Source organism: Vibrio sp. RW, assembly GCF_027587105.1.
Lineage (GTDB): Bacteria > Pseudomonadota > Gammaproteobacteria > Enterobacterales > Vibrionaceae > Vibrio > Vibrio toranzoniae.
This window is the reverse complement of the sequence record NZ_JAPPTM010000003.1, coordinates 106331-131931: the sequence shown is the minus strand read 5'-3', so window position 1 is coordinate 131931 and position 25601 is coordinate 106331. Positions and strand designations below refer to the sequence as shown.

The window sequence follows — 25601 nt, the reverse complement described above, 5'->3', positions numbered from 1 at the left end:
TCCTGCTTCAATTCTTTTTATGAGGATCGGATGATTTAACTCGTGAGTTAATGCCTTTTTAGCAGTCCTGATCTTCCGTACCAAGTTGCTCTTTCACGTTCTCACAGCCGTCCTCTATCTGATTTTGAGCTTCCTCTACCGCTTCATCAGCGCTTTCACTAGCTTTCTCTAAGGGGGCGTCGTCACTACATGCGGAAAGCGTAAAAGCAAAACCTGTTGCCAATAGGAAACGGAAAATAACTGTGCTTATATTCATAAAAACTCCTAACTCTTATCTTTGTTAACTAAACTCATTACCACCGATACAAGCAGCGAAATAGCAAATATATAAAACATAACTTTAGCTACTGTTGCCGCAGCGCCTGCTATACCACCAAATCCAAATAAAGCTGCTATGATGGCAAGAATAAAAAATATTAAAGTCCAGCGAAGCATAATGATCTCTCTTATATCTGTTGGTAAATTTATTATTGAATTACTTCAAGTTTATCAATGACCTTATCAACATCGGATGTATTACGAGCAATAGATAGCGCAAGGTCATGTTCCGTATCTGACGTCACTGAACCCTTTAATACCACAGTGTTTTCTTTAGTTTCCACTTCAATATCAGTACCACTGACTCCCGTATTCATTAATAGTCGAGTCTTAACAATGGTCGTTATTTTGGTATCCGTTAAGACCTGTGTTGATTCTTTATTTTTATCTTTTTCATTATCGATGACCGTAAGTTCATTCTTCACCGACTTAACATCATCAAAACTTAATACTAATTCTTCGGCAAGGGCTTTTTCTGTCTGGTTTTCAACTGAGCCCGTTAAAGTTACAACCTGGTCTTTAACATAAGTGTTAATATCAAAAGAGTTCAAATTAGAATTAAGTAATAGTGTCGTTTCTGCTTTACCATCAATCCAAGCATCTAGCGTATCTTCTTTCCACATGCTATCTGCAACCGCTGCAGAAGAAGAAGTAGCAATAACCGTTGTTAGTAGAATTTTACTTGCAAAATTTTTCATCATTTATCTCCTTTTTTGTACTTGTATTATCACTAAAGCAAACCATATGCCAAAAATACAAGTGATTGAATTTAAAGGTTTAAATTAAAAAACAAAAATAGTGTTAATATTTTCAATGATGGAGAATGAATAATTTACAAGGAGTATTTGTAAAAAATATAAATATTTACCTCGTCCGAATTAGTGATACACCATAATAATATTGCCCGATTTTCATCTATCATTTTAAATACTCACTCAGTATTATTCACAAAAAATGCGGAAGAAAAGCAGGAAGAGGGGAAAAATATCCACAAGTGACTTAGACCAGTTTGGCATGTTAGTCGGCTCATCAAAGACCAATGCATAACTTGTATCGCACCCTCAGAGCGGACGATACGATTAGAGGTGAACACTCTTGAAGAAAATGAAGGCAACAAAAAAGAAACATCAGAGGATTTAGGAATAAGCGTAAAAACGCTCTACAACAAGCTGGAGAAGTATCAGAGTTAGATAAATTATTCACTGTTCTGAAGTAAAGGAAGATCAACTCTGTTAAAGGTGACGAGGCATATTACTTACTGCCAGATTCCATTTCCTGAATATAATTGTTGAACAAACCAAGTGCTTCTTCTCTATGCAAGCAAATTGTAGGATCTGTTCTAATAGAGTACCTGCCTGAGTCGTTTCTGCCGGGCGCTGTGATCAAAATACCACTGCTTATGGGGTATCGAGTCTTTCTGTATGTCAAATGTGGTTGCTTGCCATACCAGTAGTTATTTACAACATTTCTTATGTTTAATTTTTCAAAACTCATTTTTGTCCAAAAACGTTTTCAAAGTTTCTCAATATTTAATCCGACTTTACGTATTGGATGTCAGCTAATCCTGTTAAGAGCCGACAATATAAGCTAGCCTTCATAATCACGGAGTTGATTTTTCATATACGCCAGAAACGAAAAATGTCGCATCCATGCGACATTTTTCTTTTGGCGGCCAAACCAGTTTTGCTATATCCATTCTAGAGTGCAATTTATTATATTCTTGATACTTGAAGTTGTAGCGTTGTTAACTGCAACTCCAACTATTTTGAGTATATATACTTATTCAGAATGTATTTATAAGACGTTGTTAATGTTGATTAGTTCCTTTTACGCTGCATTTTTTTTCGATTTTTTTTCTAAGTCGAACGATGCTGCGATGAGTTTCTTGGTGTAGTCGTTTTGTGGTGCATTGAAAATATCTTCCGCAGAGCCTTCTTCCATCACTTCGCCCTTTTGCATCACCAATACACGATCTGATAATGCTTTGACTACCGAAAGGTCGTGGCTGATGAACAGGAAGCCGATGTTGTGCTTGGCTTGAATGTCTTTCAGTAGGTCAATCACGGTCAGTTGTACCGATCGATCAAGTGCTGAGGTTGGTTCATCCAGCAAAATGAAAGAGGGTTCTAGAATCAGCGCGCGCGCAATCGCGATACGTTGTCTTTGCCCACCAGAGAATTCATGTGGGTAGCGGTTAATTGAGTTTGGCTCTAAGCGAACCTCAATCAGTGCTTTGCGTGCTCTTTCTAAACGTTCTTGTTTTGACAAGTGAGGTTGATGCACCGTTAAGCCTTCGGTGATGATCTCCCCAACTGTCATGCGTGGTGATAAAGAACCATAAGGGTCTTGGAAAACCATCTGTACATCTTTCTTGAGTTTATGGCGTTCTTTATCGGTTAATAAGCTAACGTCTTGGCCTTTGTAGACAATACGTCCGCTACTTGGCAGCAAACCGATTAACGCTCGCCCAAGTGTTGACTTACCAGAGCCAGATTCACCCACAATGCCTAACGTTTCACCTTGTTTGAGGGTTAATGAGATGCCTTTTACGGCTTCGAAGTATTGGTTCTTGCTTTGGATGAAGTGAGATTTGATCAAGAACTTTACGCGAATATCTTCGGCACAAAGCAGCTCAGGTGCTGATGCCTCAACAGGAACTTTAGCGCCTTTCGGAATCGAGTTAATCAGCATGCGTGTGTAATCGTGTTTAGGGTGGTCAAATAATGCTTGGGTCAAACCTTCTTCAACCAATTCTCCCTTACACATTACGAGTACGCGGTCAGCAAAGTGTTTCACCACACCTAAATCGTGGGTGATGAACAAAATCGCCATGCCCATTTTGCCTTGAATTTCTTTGATCAAAGAAAGCACTTCAGCCTGAACGGTCACATCTAACGCTGTCGTAGGTTCGTCTGCAATCAGAATGTCGGGCTCATTGATCAGCGCCATCGCGATCATGATTCGCTGTAGTTGACCACCAGAAAACTCATGCGGGTATTTGTTGTACGCCTGCTCTGGCATTGGCAGATGAACGAGGTTGAACAGCGCTAACACACGTTGTTTTGCTTTCGATTTGGATACCTTACGATGGCACATTAGGGCTTCAGTCACTTGAATACCTACTCGCAGGTATGGATTGAGAGAAGTCATCGGCTCCTGAAAGATCATGCCGATTCTGTCACCACGAATCGACTGCATTTCTGGTTCAGTCTTGCCAAGAATCGATTGTCCCTCAAATTCGATGTCTGATTGCTCATCAATAATGGCGTTATCGGGAAGCAAGCGCATAAGTGCGTTAGAAGAGACGGATTTACCTGAACCTGATTCACCAACAATGGCTAAGGTTTCGCTTGAGTTAAGGGTAAAGTTAACCTTTTTCACCGCATCAATGATTCCATCATTGGTTCTGAAGCTAACGGAGAGGTTATTAACTTTAAGAATGGCCCGGTCCGACATGATATATCCTTATCAATTTAAGACATTAGGTGAAGATTGAACTTCTGACGTTGTTTTAAGTTGCCCAAAGTGATGATGAGCACGTTGAATTTGTTCTAGTTCGAGCATCCAATGTGCGCTGCGCTGAGCACTGCAAAAAGCGATAAGGTGATTGAGTAGATCTTCACTTTGTTGTTCCAATAGCCCATAGGTGCGTTGAATAAGTTCAGTGCTCTCAAGCGAGATAAACTGCATCAGTGCGTAAGACTGATTCAAGGTATCGAAGGCCTGTTGATGCTGCCCTAAACGGTTGAGAATCTCAGATTGAGCAACGCTCGCGTCTCTAAGCCCAGCAAGCAGGCAAGCAAACTGGCAGGGTTTGATATCGCTTTGATATGCCGCATCTTGGATGTGATGAGGAAGAGAACTGAGAACATCACCATAAAGACGCTGTGCTTCAGGCCAGTGACCTTGTTCCATTAACTGTTCAGCTTTTAGGTAGTGCATCCAGCATCGTTCAATTTCCATGTCCACATCCTCATTTTAGAATATTTTAAAATGTTAATGATATTTATTATCAATTGCAAATTAAAATCATTCACATGTTAAGTCGGTGAATTAAAACCCTCATTATTCTGAAAAATGCGTTAAATTGTATATTATTTGCTCGGTTGGACGGCCGTGTAGCGTAAGTCACTAAATTTATAGGAAATTGCATCTACACTGATTTTATTTACCCCAAGTAATAAAGGACTAAGGAGGCGGCGATGGCGATGCAAAGACTCAATGCAGAACAGCTGTATCAGGTAGCAGAATTAGAGAAGCTACCATGTAAATCGACCAAAGAACTGGCTCCAATTGATGAGATTGTCGGACAGGAACGAGCACAAAAGGCCGTTGAATTCGCGATGTCAATCAAGGAAAAGGGTTACAACATTTATGCGATAGGGCGAAATGGCCTTGGTAAACGCACCATGATTTTGCGCTATCTCAACCGACATCCTCAGAAAGCGGAAGAGCTTTTTGATTGGTGCTATATCGCGAATTTTGAAGATATCCGTACACCGAAAGTTCTCAAATTACCAACAGGTGTAGGCAGTAACTTAAAGCAAGATATTGAAAAGTTAATGCGTAAATTGCTTAAGGCAATGCCACTTGCCTTTGATAATGAGATGTACTTTAGCCGAGCGGATAGGCTTAAAAACCAGCTAGCGTCAAAGCAGCAGGCTGCGTTGGAAGCGATTAGTCAAGAAGCGAAAGACAAGGGCATCAACCTGACTATCACAACGCAGGGTGATTACCAATTCGTTGCAATGAATGGCGATGAGCTTCATACCGAAGAGAGCTTTGATTTGCTGTCGCCTGAGGAGCAGGAGCAATTCGATAAAACCATCGATGCATTGGAAGTCGGGTTAAGAACCATTTCTCGTGAACTGACGGAGCTTGAAGAAACCTATACAGAGAAAATTCAAAAGCTCAATGATGATACTGCGAGAGACGTCATTACGCACTTTATCAAACAGCTGAAGAAGGATTACAGTCAATATCCAGAGATCAAAAAGTACCTTACGTCACTTCGAAAAGATATTGTCGATAACGCGGATATTTTCTTAGAAGAAAGTACAGAACAAGCTGAAATAGCGACAGCATCTTTAGATAAGAAAATACCTCGCCGTTACAACGTTAACGTGATTGTTAGCCAGAAAAAGCAAACGCTACCGGTTGTGGTAGAAGAAAGCCCGAACTACCACTCTCTGTTTGGCTATGTAGAAACAGCGACTTTTAAAGGTACGGTATTTACTGACTTTTCTCTGATTCGAGCGGGTAGCTTACACCGAGCCAACGGCGGCGTATTACTGATTGATGCAGTGAAAGTATTGGAACAGCCTTATGTATGGGAAGGCTTGAAACGAGCTTTACGTTCGCGTCAACTGAGCTTCACTTCGTTGGAAAAAGAGGTGACGTTAACAGGAGCGGTATCGCTTGATCCAGAACCGATTCCATTAGATGTTAAGATCATTCTTTTTGGTGATTATCGTACTTACCAATTGTTGCAGCACTACGATGCGGAGTTTGCAGAACTGTTTCGTGTAACGGCTGATTTTGAAGATGAGATGAAGCGTACCGCGGACTCGGAAATGCATTACGCGCGCTTTATTTCGAGCATTGTTCATGACAACAACATGCTGCATTGTGATCGTAAAGCGATAGCGCGAATCATCGAACATAGCTCTCGTCAGGCTGGTGACCAAGGTAAATTGTCCTTGCACTCAGCACATATTGCGAATTTGCTTCGAGAATCAAACTACGTGGCGAGAGGAGCGAAGTCGAATTTGATTCGCTCGACACATGTTGAGCAAGCGTTATCGAATCAGCAAATGCGTGTCGGCCGGTTGCAAGACAGCGTGATGGAAACGTTCATCAATGGTACGACCTTACTTCGTGTTGATGGCCTATCGGTGGGACAGGTCAATGCTCTGTCTGTATTGAGTACGACAGATCATATGTTTGGTGCCCCGAACCGAATCACCGCAACCACGGCTTACGGTGACGGTGAAGTGGTTGATATAGAAAGAAATGTAGACCTAGGTGGCAGCATTCACTCGAAAGGGGTAATGATACTATCTGCGTATCTTTCTTCAGTCTTCGGTAAAACGGCGAAAGTTCCACTCACCACTAATATTACTTTCGAGCAATCGTACGGTGGTGTAGATGGTGACAGTGCGAGTATGGCGGAGTTTTGTGCGGTGGTGTCGGCATTTTCGAAGCAGCCAAACCGTCAAGACATTGCGATTACCGGATCTATGAACCAGTTTGGTGAATCTCAGCCAATTGGGGGGGTGAATGAGAAAATTGAGGGGTTCTTTGATGTATGCGAGATCAAAGGGCGTTCAGGTGAGCAAGGGGTGATCATCCCGCGTTCGAATGTTCATAATTTAATGCTGCGTAGCGATATCGTTAAGGCGGTTGAAAAGGGCGAGTTTAATATCTGGGCTATCGATCATGTGACGGAAGCGATTGAGTTGTTCACTGGCAAAGCGGCGGGTGAGCTCAGCGATGAGGGGAGTTATCCAATCAATACTATCTTTGGTATCGCTCAAGCTAAACTTAACGCGCTTCGTAAATAGCTTATCGCCTTACGTAAATTCGCTAAACTACAGTTAACTGTAAACGAAACAGCCATCGACATTATCGATGGCTGTTTTTTTATTCTTACAATCTCGAGTGCTCAAGCATTCCGTAAACGGAGCTTAATACCGTCGAACTTCAATTTTCCGAGTAAGTTTTTGGCGTTGGCTCTACCAATATCATCAAATTCGATGCCATATCGCGCGTAATGTGTCGACTTTTGTAGATTGCAGACAATCCCTCTAAGCGGAGGGATCAATGGTCCGTTGTAGTTTTCTGGCGTGATCTCTATGGATACTCTATCGGTGATCTGAATGGGTCGAGCAGTGGGTGATGTCACAAAGCGACAACCACTTTTGGATAAATCCCTAATTTCGCAATTCATGCGTTGGTCATTTAAGATAATTCTCGAACTGAGGTTTACCTCATAACGTGTTTCTTTACGAAGCTGAGTTACTTGCATCGTACTTGGCGTGGAAAGAACCAGCAGGGGGAAGGGGTCACCAACATGATGGTGAATCTGACACCTAAAGTGGATCAGCGCGCCTTCACCTCTTAGAGAATATGCACGAGCTGTCATCCAAAAACCTTCTTGGAAGAAAAAATTAAGGTCGTTGTTTGAGACTTCTGGAACCTCAATAAGGATACAGTTCTCACTGTGAGTACCGATAAACTTTGTCGTGGCGAGAAACTTTGTGCCAACGGGTGTCGAGACATTCAGCGTAAGCTCACTCCCGTGTTCGATCATGGCGAGTGCATCAGTGCTGTTAATCGTGGAAACGGTACGATTACGAGGGTCTTGAAGGGCCTGATTATGCTCCAAAGGCTTCTTCAGTGGTGCGTTCATTCTCTACTCTCCATGTGCCAACATGCGTTTGTTCGTTATATGAATAACTTTCTAACAATGGGTTATTACGTGCTAGATTTTATAGGTGTACGTTACGATGGTTTAGAGAGTGTTATCATTGGTTGATAATTTTATATTAAGCCGCGAACTCTAAAAACATTTGCTTTGATTGTAAGTACTTAGTTCTATTTCTATGCGCTTGCGTTAGTCTATTACAAGGAACTAATACTTCAAACTTTAATTGTTTGGTGTATCAATTATTTGTTGGAGTTGAGAATGAAGACCATAAAATGGGATCAAAAAGAGAATCAGATCACAGTTGAGCTAGAGCCTAACCAATTTGCTGTTGTTAAGTACCAGAGACAGGGAGATGTGCTGCATATTACCTCGACTCGCATACCTGATGACCTGCAAGGTAAGGGCTTTGGTAAGGTGATGATGGAATCTGTGTTATCCGAAATTGAGCAAGCGGGCTTCAAAATTGTCCCTGTTTGTAGCTATGTGGTGCATTACATGAATAGGCAACAACAATGGTCACACCTTTTAGCGTCTGAGGCATAAAACAGCAGTTATGTCTCGATCAATGGTGTCTCAATCAATATCGTCAAAAAATCCTGTTCAACCCGAAGTCAGTTTGAGTATCGATCAACCTGAACTCTATCAAAAAATTGCCACCTCACTTAGGTGTCATCGAGGGTTTGATACCCAAGTGATTCAACGTTTGTGGGGCGGATATGGTGAGTTGGTCCGTTTGGTTTTTTCTAAAGAAAGCAGTGCGCCATTCAATAGCCTCATCGTTAAACATGTCGCGTTGCCGGATAAAGCGAATCATCCAAAGGGTTGGAACACCAGATTATCTCACCAACGTAAAGTGCATTCTTACCAAGTGGAGACGGCTTGGTATCAATCCTTCACTCAACAGTGGGATGAACGTTGTCCTATGCCTGTAGGGTTGCATTGTGAACTAGAAGAGAACGAGTGGCTTATCGTGATGCAAGATCTAGCGGATGTCGGCTTTCCGCTGACCTCTCAGTTCGATGTGCTCTCCGTTTTTGATGAATTGGCTGCCAAAGATACTCAACCTGAGTTAGCACTCCGTTATACATCTTTGGAGGTTAAACAGCGCAACGCTTGTCTAAAGTGGCTCGCTAATTTTCACGCGAAGCACATCCATATCGATCAAGAGCAGTCTGCGTCATTATGGAAAGTTGGCACATACTGGCATTTAGACACGCGTCCTGATGAGTTCAACGCGCTGACAGACTTACCATTAAAGAACCAAGCACAACACATCGACCGTCTACTTAGAGAGTGTCCGTATCCAACTTTAGTGCATGGTGACGCTAAACTTGCCAACTTCTGTTTTGATTTAGCTGGAGAAAACGCGGCTGCCGTCGATTTTCAATATGTTGGAAACGGGTGTGCGATGAAAGACGTGGCTTTGTTCATGAGCAGCGCGATTAGGCCGCAAGATTGCGTTGATCTTGAATCACAGCTCTTAGATATTTACTTCCAACACTTGAAAGAGGCACTGGCACACTATCAACCACAACTCTCGTTCTATGATGTCGAAGCTGCATGGCGACCTATGTTTTATGTGGCATGGGCTGATTTCCAACGTTTCGTAAAAGGTTGGAGCCCAGAGCACTGGAAGATTAACCCGTATACTGAGCAGTTGACCTTACGAGTGCTCACTCAATTAGACGAACAGGAGTCCGTCAATGTTCGATAAAACCGCGAGCTGGAAAACGCCGCAAAATTTTTTATTACTGATTTCGATTATTGTACCTATCGCATTTTCAAGCTGGATGGTTCTGCTGAATAACTTCGTGATTGAAAAGGCGAATTTTGATGGTGCTGATATTGGGTTGCTACAAAGTGTTCGTGAGATTCCGGGCTTCTTGGCATTTACTGTCGTGTTTGTGTTGGCGTTCATTCGCGAGCAACGTTTCATGTTGGTATCGCTGGCAATGCTAACTGTGGGGACAGCAATTACCGGTCTCTTTCCGTCATTAACCGGTTTGTTGATGACCACTATTTTGATGTCGACCGGTTTCCATTATTTTGAGACGCTTAAGCAGTCTTTGTCGTTACAGTGGCTAAGCAAAGAAGAAGCACCAGAGATGCTGGGCAAAATGATCTCGGTTGGGGCGTTGGCGTCACTGATAACTTATGGCTCAATCTGGGTGATGTTGGAGCTGCTTAACTTCAGATTTTCTTGGGTGTATGGCATCACCGGAGGGATCGGTTTTATTCTTGTACTGGTAATGACCTTTGGTTTCCCTGAGTTTCAAACTAAGACCCCACAAAATAAGAAACTGGTACTCAGAAAGCGTTACTGGCTTTACTATGCGCTAACGTTTATGAGCGGAGCAAGAAGACAAATTTTTACCGTATTTGCGGGGTTTCTGATGGTCGAGAAGTTCGGCTACTCAGCTGCTGACGTAACGCTACTGTTCTTAGTTAACTACCTATTTAACTTCTTGTTCGCAAAACGTATAGGTCAATTTATTGGTGTGGTGGGTGAGCGTAAGGCATTGATTTTCGAATACGTAGGCCTAATTGGTGTGTTTGTTGGTTATGGTTTGGTACAAAGTGCTGAGTGGGCGGCTGCGCTCTATGTGGTTGATCACTTGTTCTTTGCACTCGCTTTGGCAATTAAAACCTACTTTCAGAAAATTGCTGACCCAGCGGATATGGCATCAACTGCCGGTGTCTCTTTCACTATTAACCATATTGCAGCGGTTGTGATTCCAGTCGTGTTTGGTGTGATTTGGTTATCATCTCCTGCAACGGTTTTCTATATTGGTGCCGTTATGGCGGCAATGTCTCTTGCACTTTCATTGAATATTCCCAAGAAGCCGGAAGAAGGAAACGAAGTTCGTGTCTTTAGCTGGCGCTAACTCGGTATCGTTCTGATGAGATACGCAAAAGCTCCAATAGCGATACTGGAGCTTTTTGTAAGTACTAGAGCGGGGTTATCAGTAAGATTTACTGTGTAACGGGCTTGACCGCTTTGGGTTGTCGGATTGCAAGAATCAACTGAGGCAGCAGTGACATCACGATCATACCTGTCATCAATGAGTATTGAACCGCAGTGAACGATTCGCCCATCAACACCATTCCTGTCACGATACCAGCCACTGGGTTAGCGATACCACCGAAGGTGAAATCAACCACAGACATACGTTGTAGCAACCATACATACATGCCGTAACCAAGTGCTGTGTTCAGTCCAATTACCCACAGTAGACCCATTGCATTACGCGTATCAAAATGAGTGACAGCGTTAACATAAGACTGCGGGTCGATGAACGCATGGACGCCAGATGCGACAGACAAAATCGTACCGCCTAAAATGAGCTGCCAAGTTAAGACCTTCCACCAATGCATGCGGTTACCTAATGATTTGGTAATGCTGCTGCCGATGACGATACACATGATTGCCGCGAACATCGCACCTAAACCGATTGGGTTCAAAGCGATTTGACTTGGGTTGAATAGAATCCACGCTAAGGTGATCAAGCCAATACCAGAAAGGGCTTGAATCAAGTGCGGACGTTGCTTCTTCACTACCCAATGGAAGATCATTGCGAATACAGGTACAGAGATCATACCCACACCAGAAATTGCCGAAGGCAGAGTCAACGCCATCACAAAGATAAGGCCAAAGAAGGTCGCGATATTGATTAGGCCCAAGGTGAAAATGATCTGCCACTCACCTTTCTTAGGCAGTGTTGGTTTTACGGCTAACAATAACAACCCCGCAGGCAATGCGCGTAAAGCCCCCAATAACAATGGTGGCCATTCTTGCAGCGTAAATTGTGTTACTGCATAGGTTGTCCCCCAAAAAAACGCGGGGATCATTGCTAATAATATATTCATTAAAAATATCTTTACATTAAGATAACTATGGCGTGAACTGTATACTGAGAACTAGTGGTTGTAAAGTATCTTTATGTTAAACTAGTTTGAAGTAATTAAGACTAATAACGGAGCGAGATTGCAAATGGATGCTATCGACCGCGTAGTAGAGCAATGGGCAAAGGAAAAGCCTGAACTAGAAACTGAGCCAATGGCAATGATGGGCCGGATTATGCGTATTGCCAAGTATATGGAGACTCAAGTTGCCGAGCTTCATAAAAAATACGACATGAAACTTGGCGAGTTTGATGTGTTAGCCACCTTGCGACGTTCTGGAAAGCCTTATCGATTGACTCCCTCGGAGCTGATTGGTTCTATGATGCTAACATCGGGCGCGATGACCAACCGTCTTGATAAGCTAGAAGCCAAAGGGCTAATAAGCCGTGAGCACAGCAAAGAAGATAGGCGCAGTGTGAGTGTTAAACTGACCAAAGATGGCCTTGTGTTGATCGACGAGATGATGACTGAGCATGTCGAGATACAGAAGAAACTGGTTAAGTCTCTGTCTGCTAGTCAGAAGAAGAATACCAACCAACTACTAAAAACGTGGTTGAGTGCTTACGAGTAGTCGATGGTGGTTGATTCGACTTGTTGAACGGATTGAGTTAAATCTTATTTGAAAACCGAAGTGATGAGCTTCGGTTTTTTGTTTTTGTCTTGTAACTTAAAGTACAGCGAATTGGCTAGTTAAGCTTGGAGCATTTCGTCACTGAACAACTTTGCGCAGCCAATGCCGTTGATGGCGCAGCTTTCATCGATGTCAGAGATATCACCGCTGACGCCAATGGCTCCGAGTACCGTTTTGTCCTTGTCTCGGATCAGTAGCCCCCCTGGAACTGGCACCATGTTTCCGTGTGCCAGCACGTTTATGGCGGAGATAAATGCTGGCCTGTTGTCAGCATCTTGGGCGAGTTTTCTAGAGGAGCAACCCAGTGCGAGTGCGCCCCAGGCTTTAGCAATCGCGATGTCTGGTCGCATCATGCTAGAGCCGTCTTGACGTTGCAGGGAAATCAGTTTGCCACCGCTGTCTAAGACGGCGACCGTCAAAGGTTCTGTGTGGATCTTGTTGCCTGCTTTTAAGGTGCCATCGATGATGGTTAACGCTTGTTGTAGAGTCAAACTTCCCATGTTATCTCCTAGTTTTTCAAGGGGCATACGTACCAAGCTCAGCCAGCCATCATTACTCTTGTTTGTGAATATCATTGACTGATTCAGCTCGGTACAAGAGTCCTAACTGGACTCTTGTAATAGCCCATAGCTGGGTAAAGTTAGGAAGGCAGCGAACTCTTCGGCTGTAGAAAGTTGATAGAAAAGATCAGCTGTCTCTTCAAATCGACCTGCTGTATAGCGCGAGTCACCGACTTCATGTTTTATCGTGTCCAACTCCTGGTAAAGCCAAGAGTGGAACAGTTGTTTGGTGAAGATTTGGCCGTCATCGAGTGTTACCCCGTGGTGGATCCATTGCCAAATGTTGGCTCTTGAGATCTCCGCGGTGGCGGCATCTTCCATCAGTCCGTAAATAGGCACACAGCCGTAGCCTTGGATCCAAGCCTCGATGTAATACAGCGCAATACGGATATTCTTACGCACACCGGCTTCGTCGCGGCTGCCTTCACATGGTTTAAGTAAGGTGTCGGCATTGATGGTGTGTTCAGGGCTTTGGAAATCCATTTGATTCACTTTGCCATCAAGGTGTTTGTCAAAGATCGACATTGCTAAGTCAACTAGGGCAGGGTGCGCGACCCATGTGCCATCGTGACCGTTCTGCGATTCTCTTTGTTTGTCTTCGATAACCTTGGCGGTGACACGCGCCATTTCTTTCGGGTCTTTTGCTGGAATAAAGGCCGACATGCCCCCCATAGCCAGTGCCCCACGAGCGTGACAAGTACGCACCAACAGTTGGCTATAGGCGTTGAGGAATTCTTGATCCATGCCGATTCCGTGACGGTCTGGTAGGATACGATCTTTATGGTTTTTCAGCGTTTTGATGTAGCTGAAAATGTAATCCCAACGGCCACAGTTCATCGCTACGATATGATCACGCATTGCATACAAGATCTCTTCCATCTGGAACACGGCTGGTAGCGTTTCGATCAATACTGTCGCGCGAATGGTGCCTTTGGGCACATGGAAATAGTTTTCGGTGAAGCTGAAAATATCGTCCCACCACTGTGCTTCTTCCATGCTCTCAAGTTTTGGAATGTAGTAGTAAACCCCTAAACCTTGTTGTGCTCGTGATTGATAGTTATGGAAAAAGTACAAAGCGAAGTCCATCAAGCAACCGCCGATAGGCTGATTGTTGAATTGAATGGACTGCTCAGGTAAATGAATACCACGTGGGCGGGCAATCAGCAGTGCAGGATCGCTATTTAACTGATAGCTTTTTTGTTTCTTCTCATCGAAATAACTAATGGTGCCAAGATTGGCATCTCTTAGGTTGATTTGCCCTTCGACCATATTGGCCCAAGTCGGGGAAGAGGCATCCTCAAAGCAACACATGAAGACCTTCGCGCCTGAGTTTAGCGCGTTGATCACCATCTTTCTCTCGATAGGTCCGGTGATCTCTACTCGGCGATCCAGCAATTCTGGCGGCGGTGTTGCCACTTTCCACTCTTTATTCTGACGAATAGAGACAGTGTCCTTTCTGAAGTCGGGTAGCTCACCCTCGTCATATTGAGCTTGTTTTATGTCGCGGTCATTTAGCAGGGTATGACGGCGATCTCCAAACTTGTTAACGATAGCTTCTAAGAACTTCAATGCATCTTTAGACAAGATCTCTTTGTACTCGGGGTTGTCCATATTCCCAAGTACCTGCATACACAGCGTTTCTTCTCTTTCTTTCACGTCATTCATCATTGCTTGTCTCCTTTACACAATACGATGTTATTTTGTATACAAAACGTTCTTTTTAACGATATTTATATTTTAGAAATTGTAAACAAGCAAATGGTATTTAACATTTATTTATCATTTGATCTTTTTGTAATTTATTTTTACGTAAAGATATTTCATGTAAAGTAATGAATTGTAAGCTTTTCAGGCTTGATTGCTGTTCAATAGGATAGGTTGATGTAACAAAATTGTTTCAATTTGGGCTTGATAAATGCTGAGGATGATTCATAGTACACAAAAGTTAATTTAATTGTATACAATCTGAACTGGAGGTTCGAATGGCAATTATGAAAGCGATTGAAGCAGCGGTTGAAGTGCTTAAACGTGAAGGAGTAGACATCGCATTTGGTGTTCCCGGTGCAGCGATAAACCCAATGTACGCAGCGATGAAAAAGCTCGGAGGAATCGACCACGTCTTAGCTCGACATGTAGAGGGCGCTTCACATATGGCTGAGGGCTACACACGTACCAATCAAGATAATATTGGTGTGTGTATTGGTACTTCAGGCCCGGCAGGAACAGACATGATCACCGGTCTTTATTCAGCATCGGCTGACTCGATCCCTATACTATGTATCACTGGTCAGGCTCCGCGTGCTCGCCTTCATAAAGAGGACTTTCAAGCGGTCGACATTGAATCTATCGCCAAGCCAGTCACTAAGTGGGCAACCACGGTACTGGAACCGGCTCAAGTGCCACGCGCGTTCCAAAAAGCCTTTCATTTAATGCGATCCGGACGTCCCGGCCCAGTGCTGATCGATCTGCCTTTAGATGTGCAGTTGGCTGAGATTGAGTTCGATATTGATACCTATGAGCCACTTGAACCATACAAGCCACAAGCAACCCGCGCGCAGGTTGAGAAAGCATTAACCATGATGTCTCAATCGGAAAAACCGCTGATTGTATCCGGTGGTGGTGTGATCAACGCAGGCGCATCTGAGCTGTTGCAGCAGTTTGCTGAAATCACAGGAGTACCAGTGATTCCAACCTTGATGGGATGGGGCTCTATTCCTGATGATCATGAGCTAATGGCGGGCATGGTGGGGTTACAAACCTCTCACCGTTACGGTAATGAAACCATGTTGAACTCTGACTTTGTGTTTGGCGTTGGTAACCGCTGGGCTAACCGTCATACCGGCTCTGTCGATGTTTATACCGAAGGTCGTAAGTTTGTTCATGTCGATATCGAACCTACCCAAATTGGTCGCGTGTTTTGCCCTGATTTAGGTATTGTTTCAGATGCAAAATCAGCGCTTGAGCTCATGGTTGAAGTGGCGCAAGAGTGGCGTGATGCTGGCAAACTGCCGAACCGAAATGCTTGGGCAAGTGAGTGTCAGGAACGCAAGTCGACCATGCTGCGTAAAACCAATTTCGATGACGCGCCAATGAAACCGATGCGCGTTTATGAAGAGATGAACAAGGCATTTGGTCGTGATACTTGCTACGTGAGTACCATAGGCTTGTCGCAAATTGCTGCCGCGCAGTTCCTGCATGTTTATAAGCCTCGTAACTGGATCAACTGTGGTCAAGCTGGCTCACTAGGTTGGACGACACCAGCCGCATTGGGTGTACGAGCAGCCGATCCAAGTCGCGATATTGTCGCTATCTCTGGTGACTACGATTTCCAGTTCATGATTGAAGAGCTGGCCGTCGGTGCGCAGTTTAACCTGCCATATATCCATGTGCTGGTGAACAACTCCTACTTAGGCTTGATTCGCCAAGCGCAGCGCCAATTTGATATCGATTATTGTGTACAACTGGCGTTTGATAACCAGAATGCGCCAGAGCTTGAAGGCTACGGTGTCGACCATGTAGCAGTAGTTGAAGGCCTAGGTTGTAAGGCGATTCGAGTTCGTGAACCAGACCAAATTGCAGCAGCGTTTGAGCAAGCCAAAGAGTTAATGAACAAACACAAGGTGCCAGTGGTCGTTGAGCTGATTTTGGAGCGCGTGACCAATATCTCTATGGGCGTAGAGATCAACGCTATCAACGAATTTGAGCCACTTGCCGAAAGCCGCGGCGATGCTCCAACAGCGTTAGCGTACAAGTAATCATTAAGTAATGTGTATCCGTAGAGCTGAGGTTTAGCTCTACGGAAAGTCTCCAATAGAGCGAGGCTTACTAAGCAACCGTAGCTCCACCAAATAACCGTTGCTTCACTAAACAGTCATAGTTTCACCAAATAAAGAATAAGGACAGAGTCATGGCAAAATTTGCAGCAAACTTGTCAATGATATTCACGGAAGTTGATTTTATGGACCGCTTTGAAGCTGCCGCAGAAGCGGGCTTTCAAGGTGTCGAATATCTTTTCCCTTACGCCTTTGATGCTCAGGCAATCAAAGCAAAGCTCGACGCTAATAACCTAGAGCAAGTGCTATTTAACTTGCCTGCGGGTGATTGGGACGCTGGCGACCGTGGTATTGCGGTCGACCCAGCAAGAGTTGAAGAATTTCAAGCAGGTGTACCTAAAGCCATCGCTTACGCAAAAGTACTGGGTTGTACTCAAGTGAATTGCTTGGCCGGGATTGTTCCGGAAGGTGTGACCCAACAAGACGCGCAATCAGCGTTTGTGATTAACCTGCATTATGCGGCGAACGCGCTAGCAGCAGAAGGCATCAGCTTAGTGATAGAAGCGATCAACACCCGTGATATTCCGGGCTTCTTCTTGAACACCACAGAGCAAGCCAAAGCGATCATCAAAGAGGTAGGGAGCGATAACCTTTCTATCCAATACGATATTTATCACATGCAAATTATGGAAGGCGACCTTACGCCAACCATGCAGCAGAACATTGGTCAAATCGCTCATGTACAGCTGGCTGATAACCCGGGCCGACATGAGCCGGGTACGGGAGAAATCAATTATCCATTCGTACTGAACTACCTTGATGAGCTGGGCTATCAAGGCTGGGTTGGCTGCGAATACAAACCGAAAACGACAACGACAGAAGGCCTTGGTTGGCTAAACCAGTACCGTTAATTGCGCCTGGTAACCCTCAAACGTTAAGGAGAACAACATGTCTAAAATTGCATTTATCGGAACTGGCATCATGGGTAAACCTATGGCGAGCAACCTTCAAAAAGCGGGTCACGATTTGATTCTGTCGGATCACTTTAAGGCAGCACCTGCCGATCTTGTCGCAGCGGGCGCAGCGGTTTGCCACTCACCAGCGGAGGCTTCGGAAGCGGCTGATGTCATTATCCTAATGGTGCCGAATACGCCTCAAGTGGAAGATGTCCTGTTTGGTGACAACGGCGTCGAGCAAGGCCTAATAGCGGGCGGAGCAGCGGGCAAGCTGGTTATCGATATGAGTTCAATCTCGCCTATTGCCACTAAAGCGATAGCAGCGCGCATTAGCGAAGGTGGGGCTTCATACCTTGATGCTCCGGTTTCGGGTGGTGAAGTAGGCGCGATTAACGCCGCCTTGACTATCATGGTTGGCGGTGAACAAGGCGCTTTTGATAAAGCTCGTCCTTTGTTTGAAGTTATGGGTAAGAACATCACGCTGGTGGGTGATAACGGTGCGGGTCAAACTTGTAAGGTGGCTAATCAGATCATTGTGGCATTGAATATTGAAGCGGTCTCTGAAGCGCTGGTGTTTGCTTCGAAAGCAGGCGCTGATCCAGCACGTGTACGTCAGGCTCTATTAGGTGGCTTTGCTAACTCTAAAATCCTCGAAGTGCATGGCGAGCGCATGGTTGAAGGCACCTTTGATCCAGGTTTTAGAATCTCACTTCACCAAAAAGACCTTAACCTTGCGTTAACGGGCGCACAAGAATTAGGTGTCGCACTACCGAATACGGCTAACGCTCAAGAGTTATTTGGCGAGTGCGCCGAAATGGGCGGTGAAGGGTGGGACCACTCTGCGCTTATCCAAGCGATTGAGAAACGTTCTGACCACTCGATTCGCTAAGCTCTTTTTAATGATGAATCAGGGCTGGCATCGCATGTAATGTCGAATCGTGAATCTACTTTGTGCCTCGACAGCACATCAATGAGTTAGCCCACCAGTTTCAAACAGTTTGTTTATAAATCGCGTAGTTTCGTCTCCTTTTATACGCGTTCCTGATACGAGGCAAAGGTTGAAGTTGTTCCTTTCCAACTTGATCTTAGCAGGCACCCTTTTGCCTTGTATTGGGGTTCTTTTTTTCTCCGTCAACTAAGGAGTGGCTGATGGACATTGATGCTAAGCAGTTTCTGCAAACCCTTTTCTCAAGTGCTGTTAATCAGGCGCTACCTAAAAATCACATCGAACCTTTTCTACCTCAAGACATATTTTATCGCTCGGCTAATCAAGCTGGGCGAACTGTCGTTATCGGGGCGGGGAAAGCAGCAGCGTCGATGGCAGCTGAGCTTGAAGCGGTTTGGCAGGCAAAGAAACAACAAGACCTAGCACTGCGTGACCTTGAAGGCTTGGTGGTGACTCGTTATGAGCACACCGCCCCTTGCGAACATATTGAAGTGATTGAAGCAGCGCACCCCGTGCCCGATGCGATGGGCTTAGAAGTGAGCCAACGTACGCTGGAATTAGTGAGTAACCTCAACGAAGACGACACCGTGATATGTCTATTGTCTGGAGGCGGTTCTGCACTGCTCAGTTTGCCCGGTGGCGATATCAGCTTGGCAGAGAAGCAACAAATCAATAAAGCGCTGCTTAAATCTGGCGCAGCCATTGATGAGATGAACTGCGTTCGTAAGCATTTATCGTCAATCAAAGGTGGGCGACTCGCCAAAGCGGCGTATCCAGCAAGAGTGGTGTCATTGGCGATTTCAGATGTGCCGGGCGATGACATCAGTGTGATTGCATCGGGTCCAACTGTGCCCGACACCACTACGCGTTTTGATGCGATGGCAATTTTAGAACGTTACCAAATAGAAACACCACGCTCGGCATTTGAATGGCTAAATAATCCAGAGTCAGAGACCGTTAAGCCTGATGACGCCTGTTGGAACAACGCCGAGCATCATATTATCGCGACCCCAATGTCGGCGTTAGAAGCCGCCTCTGCAGAGGCCGAAGGTTTGGGCATTCCCGCTTATGTGCTGAGTGATTGCATTGAGGGGGAGGCGAGAGAAGTCGCGAAGGTGCACGCAGCATTGGCCAAACAAGTGGCTAATAACAAGCACCCATTCGAGATCCCTTGTGTGCTGCTTTCAGGTGGTGAAACTACGGTAACCGTTAAAGGCAATGGACGCGGTGGGCGCAACTGTGAGTTCCTTTTAAGTTTGTATAACGAACTTAAAGGGCAGGACAACATATTCGCTTTGGCTGCTGATACCGATGGTATTGACGGTGTGGAAGACAATGCTGGGGCATGGATAACCCCACAAACATGGCAAGAAGGCACGCGCTTGTCGCTTAAAGCTGATGACTATTTAGATGCCAACAACAGCTACGACTTCTTCAAACAAGTTGGTGTGCTACTGACCACAGGACCGACGCTCACGAATGTTAATGACTTTAGAGCGATATTGATTCTTTAATCTGTTCAGTTTGAAAAAACACAGTTTAATGGTCGTTTTTCTGCACATAAAAATGACCATTTTATTGCTATCAATGCGGTGACCTCGAGTTCTGAGATTCTCTTCTGGACTAATGAAGCACGTTGATTACTATGGTTTAAGTAATGAGCTGTAAAGGAAGTACTATGTCTAGGATCAGGCAAAAGAATCAAGATTTAATCATCGAGGTCGCGTGTGAACAATTCGCTACTCATGGTTACGCCGCAACAAAAATGGCGGATATCGCAAAAGCGGCTGACATTCCCAAACCTAACGTATTCTATTATTTCAGCTCGAAAGACAAGCTTTACAGTGCAGTGCTCGAAACCGTCATTCAGCCTTTACTGGAAGCATCTCGCCCGATTGAAGAGCTGAGTGATCCCGTTGAAGCCTTGTCTCAATATATTCAAACCAAATTGATCATCTCTCGCGACCACCCACACGCTTCTAAGGTATTTGCAAATGAAGTGATGTCCGGCGCGAAAGTACTTCCGAAAGAGATCGGTGACGAGCTGTATAAGCAATCCCAGATGATCCTTGATAAGTTCTCCACTTGGTCAGCACAAGGCTTAATGGATGACGTACCAGCACACCACCTGATGTTCACTATATGGGCGGCCACCCAAACCTACGCTGATTTTGGCTGGCAGATTTGCAGCGTGATGCAGAAAGATAAGCTCGATGATAAAGACTACGCAGATGCCGCTGAGTTCATCACCCAGCTAGTGATTAAAGGGTGCGGTGTGAAAAGCTAACATTGCTATGTGTTTTCGTTTAAAGAAGGTCTGCGATTGCAGACCTTCTTTCGCTTCGCTCGTTAGCGTGTACCTAGTTATTCATCGCCAGTTTACCTAACTTCATGGCGGCAGCGTGGTGGCGGTGCATCAGTTGTTCCATGTCTACGCCGATCACTGCACCATCGTTAACACGCCATTTTCCGGCTACCATCACTTTGTCTGCTTGTTGAGCGCCACAAAGTAGTAAAGCTGCCAGTGGATCGTGGCTGCCCGAAAAACGAATGTCATCGAGCTTGAACATCGCGATATCGGCTTGTTTGCCAACCTCTAGCGTACCAATGTCTGTTCTGCCCATTGCTGCTGCAGATCCTGATGTTGCCCAGCGCAGAGCGTCTAAGTGTGATACGTTTTCCGACCCATACTGCAGGCGCTGTAAGTACATCGCCATGCGCACTTCGGTAATCATATTAGAGCCGTCATTCGAGGCGGAACCATCGACACCAAGCCCGACTTTTACGCCAGCGGCTTCAAGATCGTTGTTCTTACAAATACCGGAAGCCAGCATCATGTTGGAAGTTGGGCAGTGGCTAATGCCAATCCCTGCTTTACCCAAGCGTCTAATTTCTTCTATGTTGAAGTGAATACCATGAGCAAGCCAAGTGCGTTCGTTAAGCCACCCTACATCTTCTAGGTAATCGACAGGGCGCAGACCAAACTTCTCAATACAGAAGTCCTCTTCATCGAGCGTTTCGCAAAGGTGCGTGTGCATCATCACGTTCTCACGCTCACTGATCTTGGCGGTCTCTTTCATTAGATCGGTGGTGACCGAGAATGGCGAACAAGGCGCGAGTGCTATTTGAATCATCGCTCCTTCATCACGCTGGTGGTAATCACGAATCAAGCGCTGGCTGTCATCAATAATGGTTTGTTCGGTTTGAATGGTGTGTCGTGGCGGTAGCCCGCCTTCATCTTCCCCTAGGCTCATTGAACCACGTGTGAATATGGCTCTAACGCCTAGTTTCTCTGCGGCCTCGACTTGTAAATCAATAGCGTGCTCAAGCCCATTAGGTAACAAGTAATGATGATCGGATGCGGTAGTACAGCCCGACATCATCAGCTCAACCAGAGCAAGCTCTGTAGCTAGGCTCATCATCTCAGAATCGAGATTCGCCCAAACAGGGTAGAGGCTTTGCAGCCAATGGAAGAGCTCTTTATTGAGCGCGCCGGGGTAGGCTCGCGTTAGGGTTTGATAGAAGTGGTGGTGCGCATTGATAAGCCCAGGAGTCACAACATGACGAGAGGCGTCGACGCTGTAATCTACGGGTAAGGTTGGCTCTTTGTGTTTGCCAACCAGCTCAATGATTGTATTACCTTTAATGACAATGCCGCCTTCTGCATTAGCGAGTGAGCCAGTGTAGATTGCGAGAGGATTCTTAATCCAGATGGTTTCCATTCATAGTAGTCCTTAGCCATCTCTGCCTTTTCAGGGAAGAGGGTCTTTATGTGGTATTTGTTGTTGAAAGATAATATGAACCAAGGGCGCAGAAACTTTCAGTGTTCTCATTACGCCCGCGATTCTACGGAAGTCGGTTTTACGCGAGTTAGCGAACCATTTAGTATGAGATTCAGCCAGTTAACTCGATCATTAACTAATTAACTAATTAACTAATTAACTAACTAATTAACTTTGGGTTCAGGATTTTCTGTCGCTGTTTGAACGTTTGTACTGGCTTGTTGAACCTCTAATTGATCGTCTGAGTGTAGCGTTTCTTCAGCTTGCTCTTTCATTTCTAGTTCAACTTGTGCGTGGCTTTCGGCTAGCGCTTCTTGTTCTTCAGCTCGTGAAGATTTAGGCAATACAAGGTTTAGAACAACCGTCATAATCGTACCGGTGGTGATACCAGAGTGAAGAAAGTTCTCTAGATCATGCGGCAAGTGTTGCAACAGTCTTGGCTCGAAAGTCACTGCCAAGCCAGACGCTAAGCCTACACAGATTACCAAGGCATTTCGTTTGGTGTCTGCAGCCTTTATCAACATGCGGATACCCGCGTAGGCGATCATACCGAACATCACAAAACCTACACCGCCTAACACTGGCTTCGGGATCGTGACGGCAATGGCGGCTAATTTCGGAAATAAGCCACCTAAAATCAATAAACCTCCCGTAGCAGCTACTACGTAACGGCTTGCCACACCTGTGATACCGACAATGCCGACGTTTTGGCTGAATGATGCCAATGGCATTGCGGTGAGAATGGAAGAGAGTGTGCTACCAAGCCCATCGCCCAGTAATCCACGTTTTAGATCTTTACCGCTGACTTGAGTATGGCAATTGTTCCCTAGCGCCATGAAGTCTCCGGTTGCTTCAGCGATAACCACGATGTACACCAAGCTCATGCTGATGATGGCGCTGGCAGAAAACGTAAAGCCATATTTGAAGGGCTCAGGCCCACCAACCCATGCGGCAGAACTGATTTGATCAAGATTCACCATACCGAGTGATAGCGCCACAATGTAACCGCCTGCTAAACCAATCACGATTGCGGAGGCCGCAACCGCGCCTTTACAGTAAACCGATACGCCAATCACGATCCCCAAAGAGACCAGTGCGAGAAACAGTTTAGGTAAGGTGGCGAATTGCTCTGTGTTGGCTGGAGCGTCGCCGATCCAATTCATGGCAACCGGTAAAATGGTTAAGCCGATTAAGGTAACCACCACACCACTTACCACGGTTGGGAACAGCGTACGAACCTTGTCCATGTAGAAGCTGGCACCTATCACCACAAACGAGCCGATCAGCGCCGAGCCCATAATGGCGGCAACGCCACCTTCGTTACCGATCGAAATAGCCACACCTAAAAAGGCAAAGCTCGAACCCATCACCACGGGAAGTCGAATACCAACAGGGCCAAAGCCGAGACACTGAGCGACGGTTACGATACCTGAGGCCAATAGTGCTGCATTGATCAGTGAAACGATTTCCGTGTTAGGCAGGCCAATCGAGGCTCCAACAATAAGGGGTACTGCGACAATGCCACCGATTGAGGCGAGCATATGCTGCAGCGCGAGTAGGAGAGTTAAGCTATGCGGCGGTCTTTCATTAAGGGTGTAAAGAAGTTTCATTTGATATTCCTTTGCCTGTGTTTCCGTTTACAGGCGATTGGCGGTCAAACATTGACTTCTACAAACTGCGTAGGGTCATAAAAAAGTGCACTAAATCTGTGGGGTCATTTGCTCTCGACTCATTAGTACTGTTAGCTTTTTTCAAAAAACTTGGTTGGTGCTTATTTTCATTAGTATTTACATTCGACTGTCGATCGGCTTTTGAACAAGCTAAGCGGCAGTCATGTTTGGTTGCTAGCCGATGAATACTAGCTTGGCGATGAAGATAACCGCGAGAAAGTACATCGAGATAGACACATCTTTGGTTTTACCTGTCGCCAGCTTAAGTACCGTGTAGGTAATGAACCCCAGTGCGATACCATTGGCGATAGAGAACGTCAGGGGCATCATTAGCGCCGTAATGGCAGCAGGGGCACCGTTTGTGAAGTCTTTCCAGTCGATGTGTTGCATGCTGCTCATCATCACGAACGCTACATAGATGAGTGCTCCAGAGGTTGCGTAAGCGGGGATCATGCCTGCTAGTGGTGATAGAAAAATCGCCGCTAAGAACAATACGCCAACCACAATGGCGGAAAGACCAGTACGTGCGCCAGCGGCAACACCGGCGGCACTTTCTACATAACTGGTGACTGGCGGACAACCCACACAAGCACCAGCCACACTTGAAATACTGTCAGCTTTCAGTGCTTTGCTCAGACCTTCAATTTTTCCCGTTTCAGGATTGGTTAGGTTTGCACGCTCAGCCACGCCCATCAAAGTACCCGCGGTATCGAACATGTTTACAAAAAGGAAGGCCAAGATAACGCTGATCATTGAAACATCGAGAGCGCCCATAATGTCCATTTTTAGGAACGTAGGCGCTAAACTTGGTGGCGCAGCAAAGAAACCGTTGTAGTGAACTAAGCCAAGCATCATACCGACCAAAGTCACACTCAAAATACCAATTAACACCGCACCAAATACTTTGCGCTCACTCAGAACCGAAATAATGAGGAAAGCAATAGCGGCCAGTAGCGCTTCAGGTTTGGTGAAGTCACCTAAAGAAACCAATGTTGCTGGATTTTCCACGACAATACCTGCCGTTTTTAAGCCAATCAGACCCAAGAACAAACCAACACCAGCTGTCATGGAATAACGCAGACTCACTGGGATACTTTCAATTATCCATTGGCGTACTTTGTAAAAACTCATCCCGACAAACAAAATACCGGAGATAAACACCGCACCCAGTGCTACTTCCCAGCTATAACCCATTTCACTCACAACAGTGAACGAGAAGAAGGCGTTCAAACCCATGCCCGGTGCAAGTCCAACTGGCCAGTTGGCAAATAACCCCATTAATAAACAACCGATTGCGGCACCAATACAGGTTGCGACGAATACCGCCCCTGCATCCATACCCGAAGCGGCCATGATCTGTGGGTTAACGAAAATGATATAAGCCATAGTCGCAAAGGTAGTGACACCGCCGACTAACTCATTTTTCACACTGCTTCCGTGAGCCTTAATTTTAAAGAGTTTCTCTAAAAATCCGTTATTCGCATCTTGGTTGAGTATTTCTGTTTTACTCTCACTCATGTCAGCAAGTCCTTTTATGTTGTGATCCATTTATTGAATACAGCGAGATTTCAATATTAATTTTTAAGGTTTTTTCCTAGTCACTAACCCGTTATTGATGAGCTTTTAGCAACTC

Annotated in this window: 22 protein-coding genes and 1 pseudogene; 11 read left to right on the top strand and 12 right to left on the bottom strand. The window is 45.3% G+C overall.

Going from position 1 to position 25601, the window contains the following annotated elements; genetic code table 11:
* Positions 1 to 58 precede the first annotated feature (58 nt).
* The 3 genes from OCT63_RS03575 to OCT63_RS03565 are packed head-to-tail and all read right to left on the bottom strand — an operon-like array spanning position 59 to position 1016.
* The gene (locus tag OCT63_RS03575; RefSeq protein WP_269983213.1) at positions 59 to 256 is read right to left on the bottom strand and encodes a hypothetical protein; all 198 of its coding nucleotides are present in this window, start codon (positions 254 to 256) and stop codon (positions 59 to 61) included.
* Positions 257 to 264: 8 nt separating this feature from the next.
* Complete coding sequence (locus tag OCT63_RS03570; RefSeq protein ID WP_269983212.1) at positions 265 to 435, bottom strand: DUF1328 domain-containing protein; 171 nt, start codon at positions 433 to 435, stop codon at positions 265 to 267.
* A gap of 32 nt (positions 436 to 467) precedes the next feature.
* Positions 468 to 1016, bottom strand: a complete 549-nt coding sequence (locus OCT63_RS03565) for a BON domain-containing protein (protein WP_046223028.1) — start codon at positions 1014 to 1016, stop codon at positions 468 to 470.
* A 387-nt stretch (positions 1017 to 1403) separates the two neighbouring features.
* Here OCT63_RS03565 and OCT63_RS03560 point away from each other — a divergent pair.
* Positions 1404 to 1508 (top strand): annotated as a pseudogene (locus OCT63_RS03560) (helix-turn-helix domain-containing protein); the annotation flags it as partial.
* A 637-nt stretch (positions 1509 to 2145) separates the two neighbouring features.
* Here the strand turns inward: OCT63_RS03560 and OCT63_RS03555 are convergent.
* A complete protein-coding gene (locus OCT63_RS03555) occupies positions 2146 to 3774 on the bottom strand; it encodes an ABC transporter ATP-binding protein (RefSeq protein ID WP_269983211.1) in 1629 nt (542 codons plus the stop codon).
* Between the two features lie 12 nt (positions 3775 to 3786).
* On the bottom strand, positions 3787 to 4281 hold the full coding sequence (locus tag OCT63_RS03550) for a hypothetical protein (RefSeq protein ID WP_060469028.1): 495 nt from the start codon (positions 4279 to 4281) through the stop codon (positions 3787 to 3789).
* A 239-nt stretch (positions 4282 to 4520) separates the two neighbouring features.
* Between OCT63_RS03550 and OCT63_RS03545 the strand changes: the two genes are divergently transcribed.
* Entirely contained in the window at positions 4521 to 6881 is a 2361-nt protein-coding gene (locus tag OCT63_RS03545; RefSeq protein WP_060469027.1) for a Lon protease family protein, read from the top strand.
* A 101-nt stretch (positions 6882 to 6982) separates the two neighbouring features.
* Here the strand turns inward: OCT63_RS03545 and OCT63_RS03540 are convergent, their stop codons facing one another.
* Positions 6983 to 7729 carry a flagellar brake protein gene (locus tag OCT63_RS03540; protein ID WP_046223031.1) on the bottom strand — a complete coding sequence of 249 codons (747 nt, stop codon included), beginning with the start codon at positions 7727 to 7729 and terminating at the stop codon, positions 6983 to 6985.
* Between the two features lie 276 nt (positions 7730 to 8005).
* Between OCT63_RS03540 and OCT63_RS03535 the strand changes: the two genes are divergently transcribed.
* The 3 genes from OCT63_RS03535 to OCT63_RS03525 are packed head-to-tail and all read left to right on the top strand — an operon-like array spanning position 8006 to position 10632.
* Positions 8006 to 8290, top strand: coding sequence for a GNAT family N-acetyltransferase (locus OCT63_RS03535; RefSeq protein ID WP_269983210.1), 285 nt, complete (start codon positions 8006 to 8008; stop codon positions 8288 to 8290).
* 10 nt (positions 8291 to 8300) lie between these two features.
* Positions 8301 to 9461 carry a phosphotransferase gene (locus OCT63_RS03530; protein ID WP_269983209.1) on the top strand — a complete coding sequence of 387 codons (1161 nt, stop codon included), beginning with the start codon at positions 8301 to 8303 and terminating at the stop codon, positions 9459 to 9461.
* Positions 9451 to 10632, top strand: a complete 1182-nt coding sequence (locus tag OCT63_RS03525) for an MFS transporter (protein WP_269983208.1) — start codon at positions 9451 to 9453, stop codon at positions 10630 to 10632. Before OCT63_RS03530 ends, OCT63_RS03525 begins: the two co-directional genes overlap by 11 nt.
* A gap of 88 nt (positions 10633 to 10720) precedes the next feature.
* On the opposite strand, the gene OCT63_RS03520 is transcribed toward OCT63_RS03525, so the two are convergent.
* Positions 10721 to 11614, bottom strand: coding sequence for a DMT family transporter (locus OCT63_RS03520; RefSeq protein WP_060469023.1), 894 nt, complete (start codon positions 11612 to 11614; stop codon positions 10721 to 10723).
* Positions 11615 to 11738: 124 nt separating this feature from the next.
* On the opposite strand from OCT63_RS03520, the gene OCT63_RS03515 reads away from it, so the two are divergent.
* Positions 11739 to 12221, top strand: a complete 483-nt coding sequence (locus tag OCT63_RS03515; protein ID WP_060469022.1) for a MarR family winged helix-turn-helix transcriptional regulator — start codon at positions 11739 to 11741, stop codon at positions 12219 to 12221.
* 119 nt (positions 12222 to 12340) lie between these two features.
* Here OCT63_RS03515 and OCT63_RS03510 read toward each other — a convergent pair whose 3' ends face one another.
* Both OCT63_RS03510 and aceB read right to left on the bottom strand, forming a co-directional pair.
* On the bottom strand, positions 12341 to 12781 hold the full coding sequence (locus tag OCT63_RS03510; protein WP_161685298.1) for a GlcG/HbpS family heme-binding protein: 441 nt from the start codon (positions 12779 to 12781) through the stop codon (positions 12341 to 12343).
* A 102-nt stretch (positions 12782 to 12883) separates the two neighbouring features.
* Complete coding sequence (gene aceB, locus OCT63_RS03505) at positions 12884 to 14509, bottom strand: malate synthase A (protein ID WP_161685295.1); 1626 nt, start codon at positions 14507 to 14509, stop codon at positions 12884 to 12886.
* Between the two features lie 314 nt (positions 14510 to 14823).
* Here aceB and gcl point away from each other — a divergent pair, with 314 nt between their 5' ends.
* From gcl to OCT63_RS03480, 5 genes are all read left to right on the top strand, one after another.
* A complete protein-coding gene (gene gcl, locus OCT63_RS03500) occupies positions 14824 to 16596 on the top strand; it encodes a glyoxylate carboligase (RefSeq protein WP_269983207.1) in 1773 nt (590 codons plus the stop codon).
* A gap of 152 nt (positions 16597 to 16748) precedes the next feature.
* The gene (hyi, locus tag OCT63_RS03495) at positions 16749 to 17525 is read left to right on the top strand and encodes a hydroxypyruvate isomerase (RefSeq protein WP_269983206.1); all 777 of its coding nucleotides are present in this window, start codon (positions 16749 to 16751) and stop codon (positions 17523 to 17525) included.
* Positions 17526 to 17562: 37 nt separating this feature from the next.
* Entirely contained in the window at positions 17563 to 18459 is an 897-nt protein-coding gene (locus tag OCT63_RS03490) for a 2-hydroxy-3-oxopropionate reductase (protein ID WP_269983205.1), read from the top strand.
* Between the two features lie 260 nt (positions 18460 to 18719).
* Entirely contained in the window at positions 18720 to 20030 is a 1311-nt protein-coding gene (locus tag OCT63_RS03485) for a glycerate kinase type-2 family protein (protein ID WP_269983204.1), read from the top strand.
* Between the two features lie 164 nt (positions 20031 to 20194).
* The gene (locus tag OCT63_RS03480; protein WP_161748807.1) at positions 20195 to 20803 is read left to right on the top strand and encodes a TetR/AcrR family transcriptional regulator; all 609 of its coding nucleotides are present in this window, start codon (positions 20195 to 20197) and stop codon (positions 20801 to 20803) included.
* Between the two features lie 73 nt (positions 20804 to 20876).
* Here the strand turns inward: OCT63_RS03480 and OCT63_RS03475 are convergent, their stop codons facing one another.
* The 3 genes from OCT63_RS03475 to OCT63_RS03465 form a co-directional block, all read right to left on the bottom strand.
* On the bottom strand, positions 20877 to 22238 hold the full coding sequence (locus OCT63_RS03475; RefSeq protein ID WP_161685278.1) for an 8-oxoguanine deaminase: 1362 nt from the start codon (positions 22236 to 22238) through the stop codon (positions 20877 to 20879).
* Between the two features lie 224 nt (positions 22239 to 22462).
* Positions 22463 to 23908: a nucleobase:cation symporter-2 family protein gene (locus tag OCT63_RS03470; protein ID WP_161671978.1), complete on the bottom strand. Its 1446-nt coding sequence runs from the start codon at positions 23906 to 23908 to the stop codon at positions 22463 to 22465.
* 234 nt (positions 23909 to 24142) lie between these two features.
* A complete protein-coding gene (locus tag OCT63_RS03465; protein WP_161754070.1) occupies positions 24143 to 25486 on the bottom strand; it encodes an NCS2 family permease in 1344 nt (447 codons plus the stop codon).
* Positions 25487 to 25601: the final 115 nt, after the last annotated feature.

What these genes read in the sequence shown, in the direction of transcription:
- OCT63_RS03575 (WP_269983213.1), bottom strand. Translation starts at nt 256, where the DNA reads ATGAATATAAGCACAGTTATTTTCCGTTTCCTATTGGCAACAGGTTTT.
- OCT63_RS03570 (WP_269983212.1), bottom strand. Translation starts at nt 435, where the DNA reads ATGCTTCGCTGGACTTTAATATTTTTTATTCTTGCCATCATAGCAGCT.
- OCT63_RS03565 (WP_046223028.1), bottom strand. Translation starts at nt 1,016, where the DNA reads ATGAAAAATTTTGCAAGTAAAATTCTACTAACAACGGTTATTGCTACT.
- OCT63_RS03555 (WP_269983211.1), bottom strand. Translation starts at nt 3,774, where the DNA reads ATGTCGGACCGGGCCATTCTTAAAGTTAATAACCTCTCCGTTAGCTTC.
- OCT63_RS03550 (WP_060469028.1), bottom strand. Translation starts at nt 4,281, where the DNA reads ATGGAAATTGAACGATGCTGGATGCACTACCTAAAAGCTGAACAGTTA.
- OCT63_RS03545 (WP_060469027.1), top strand. Translation starts at nt 4,521, where the DNA reads ATGGCGATGCAAAGACTCAATGCAGAACAGCTGTATCAGGTAGCAGAA.
- OCT63_RS03540 (WP_046223031.1), bottom strand. Translation starts at nt 7,729, where the DNA reads ATGAACGCACCACTGAAGAAGCCTTTGGAGCATAATCAGGCCCTTCAA.
- OCT63_RS03535 (WP_269983210.1), top strand. Translation starts at nt 8,006, where the DNA reads ATGAAGACCATAAAATGGGATCAAAAAGAGAATCAGATCACAGTTGAG.
- OCT63_RS03530 (WP_269983209.1), top strand. Translation starts at nt 8,301, where the DNA reads ATGTCTCGATCAATGGTGTCTCAATCAATATCGTCAAAAAATCCTGTT.
- OCT63_RS03525 (WP_269983208.1), top strand. Translation starts at nt 9,451, where the DNA reads ATGTTCGATAAAACCGCGAGCTGGAAAACGCCGCAAAATTTTTTATTA.
- OCT63_RS03520 (WP_060469023.1), bottom strand. Translation starts at nt 11,614, where the DNA reads ATGAATATATTATTAGCAATGATCCCCGCGTTTTTTTGGGGGACAACC.
- OCT63_RS03515 (WP_060469022.1), top strand. Translation starts at nt 11,739, where the DNA reads ATGGATGCTATCGACCGCGTAGTAGAGCAATGGGCAAAGGAAAAGCCT.
- OCT63_RS03510 (WP_161685298.1), bottom strand. Translation starts at nt 12,781, where the DNA reads ATGGGAAGTTTGACTCTACAACAAGCGTTAACCATCATCGATGGCACC.
- aceB (WP_161685295.1), bottom strand. Translation starts at nt 14,509, where the DNA reads ATGATGAATGACGTGAAAGAAAGAGAAGAAACGCTGTGTATGCAGGTA.
- gcl (WP_269983207.1), top strand. Translation starts at nt 14,824, where the DNA reads ATGGCAATTATGAAAGCGATTGAAGCAGCGGTTGAAGTGCTTAAACGT.
- hyi (WP_269983206.1), top strand. Translation starts at nt 16,749, where the DNA reads ATGGCAAAATTTGCAGCAAACTTGTCAATGATATTCACGGAAGTTGAT.
- OCT63_RS03490 (WP_269983205.1), top strand. Translation starts at nt 17,563, where the DNA reads ATGTCTAAAATTGCATTTATCGGAACTGGCATCATGGGTAAACCTATG.
- OCT63_RS03485 (WP_269983204.1), top strand. Translation starts at nt 18,720, where the DNA reads ATGGACATTGATGCTAAGCAGTTTCTGCAAACCCTTTTCTCAAGTGCT.
- OCT63_RS03480 (WP_161748807.1), top strand. Translation starts at nt 20,195, where the DNA reads ATGTCTAGGATCAGGCAAAAGAATCAAGATTTAATCATCGAGGTCGCG.
- OCT63_RS03475 (WP_161685278.1), bottom strand. Translation starts at nt 22,238, where the DNA reads ATGGAAACCATCTGGATTAAGAATCCTCTCGCAATCTACACTGGCTCA.
- OCT63_RS03470 (WP_161671978.1), bottom strand. Translation starts at nt 23,908, where the DNA reads ATGAAACTTCTTTACACCCTTAATGAAAGACCGCCGCATAGCTTAACT.
- OCT63_RS03465 (WP_161754070.1), bottom strand. Translation starts at nt 25,486, where the DNA reads ATGAGTGAGAGTAAAACAGAAATACTCAACCAAGATGCGAATAACGGA.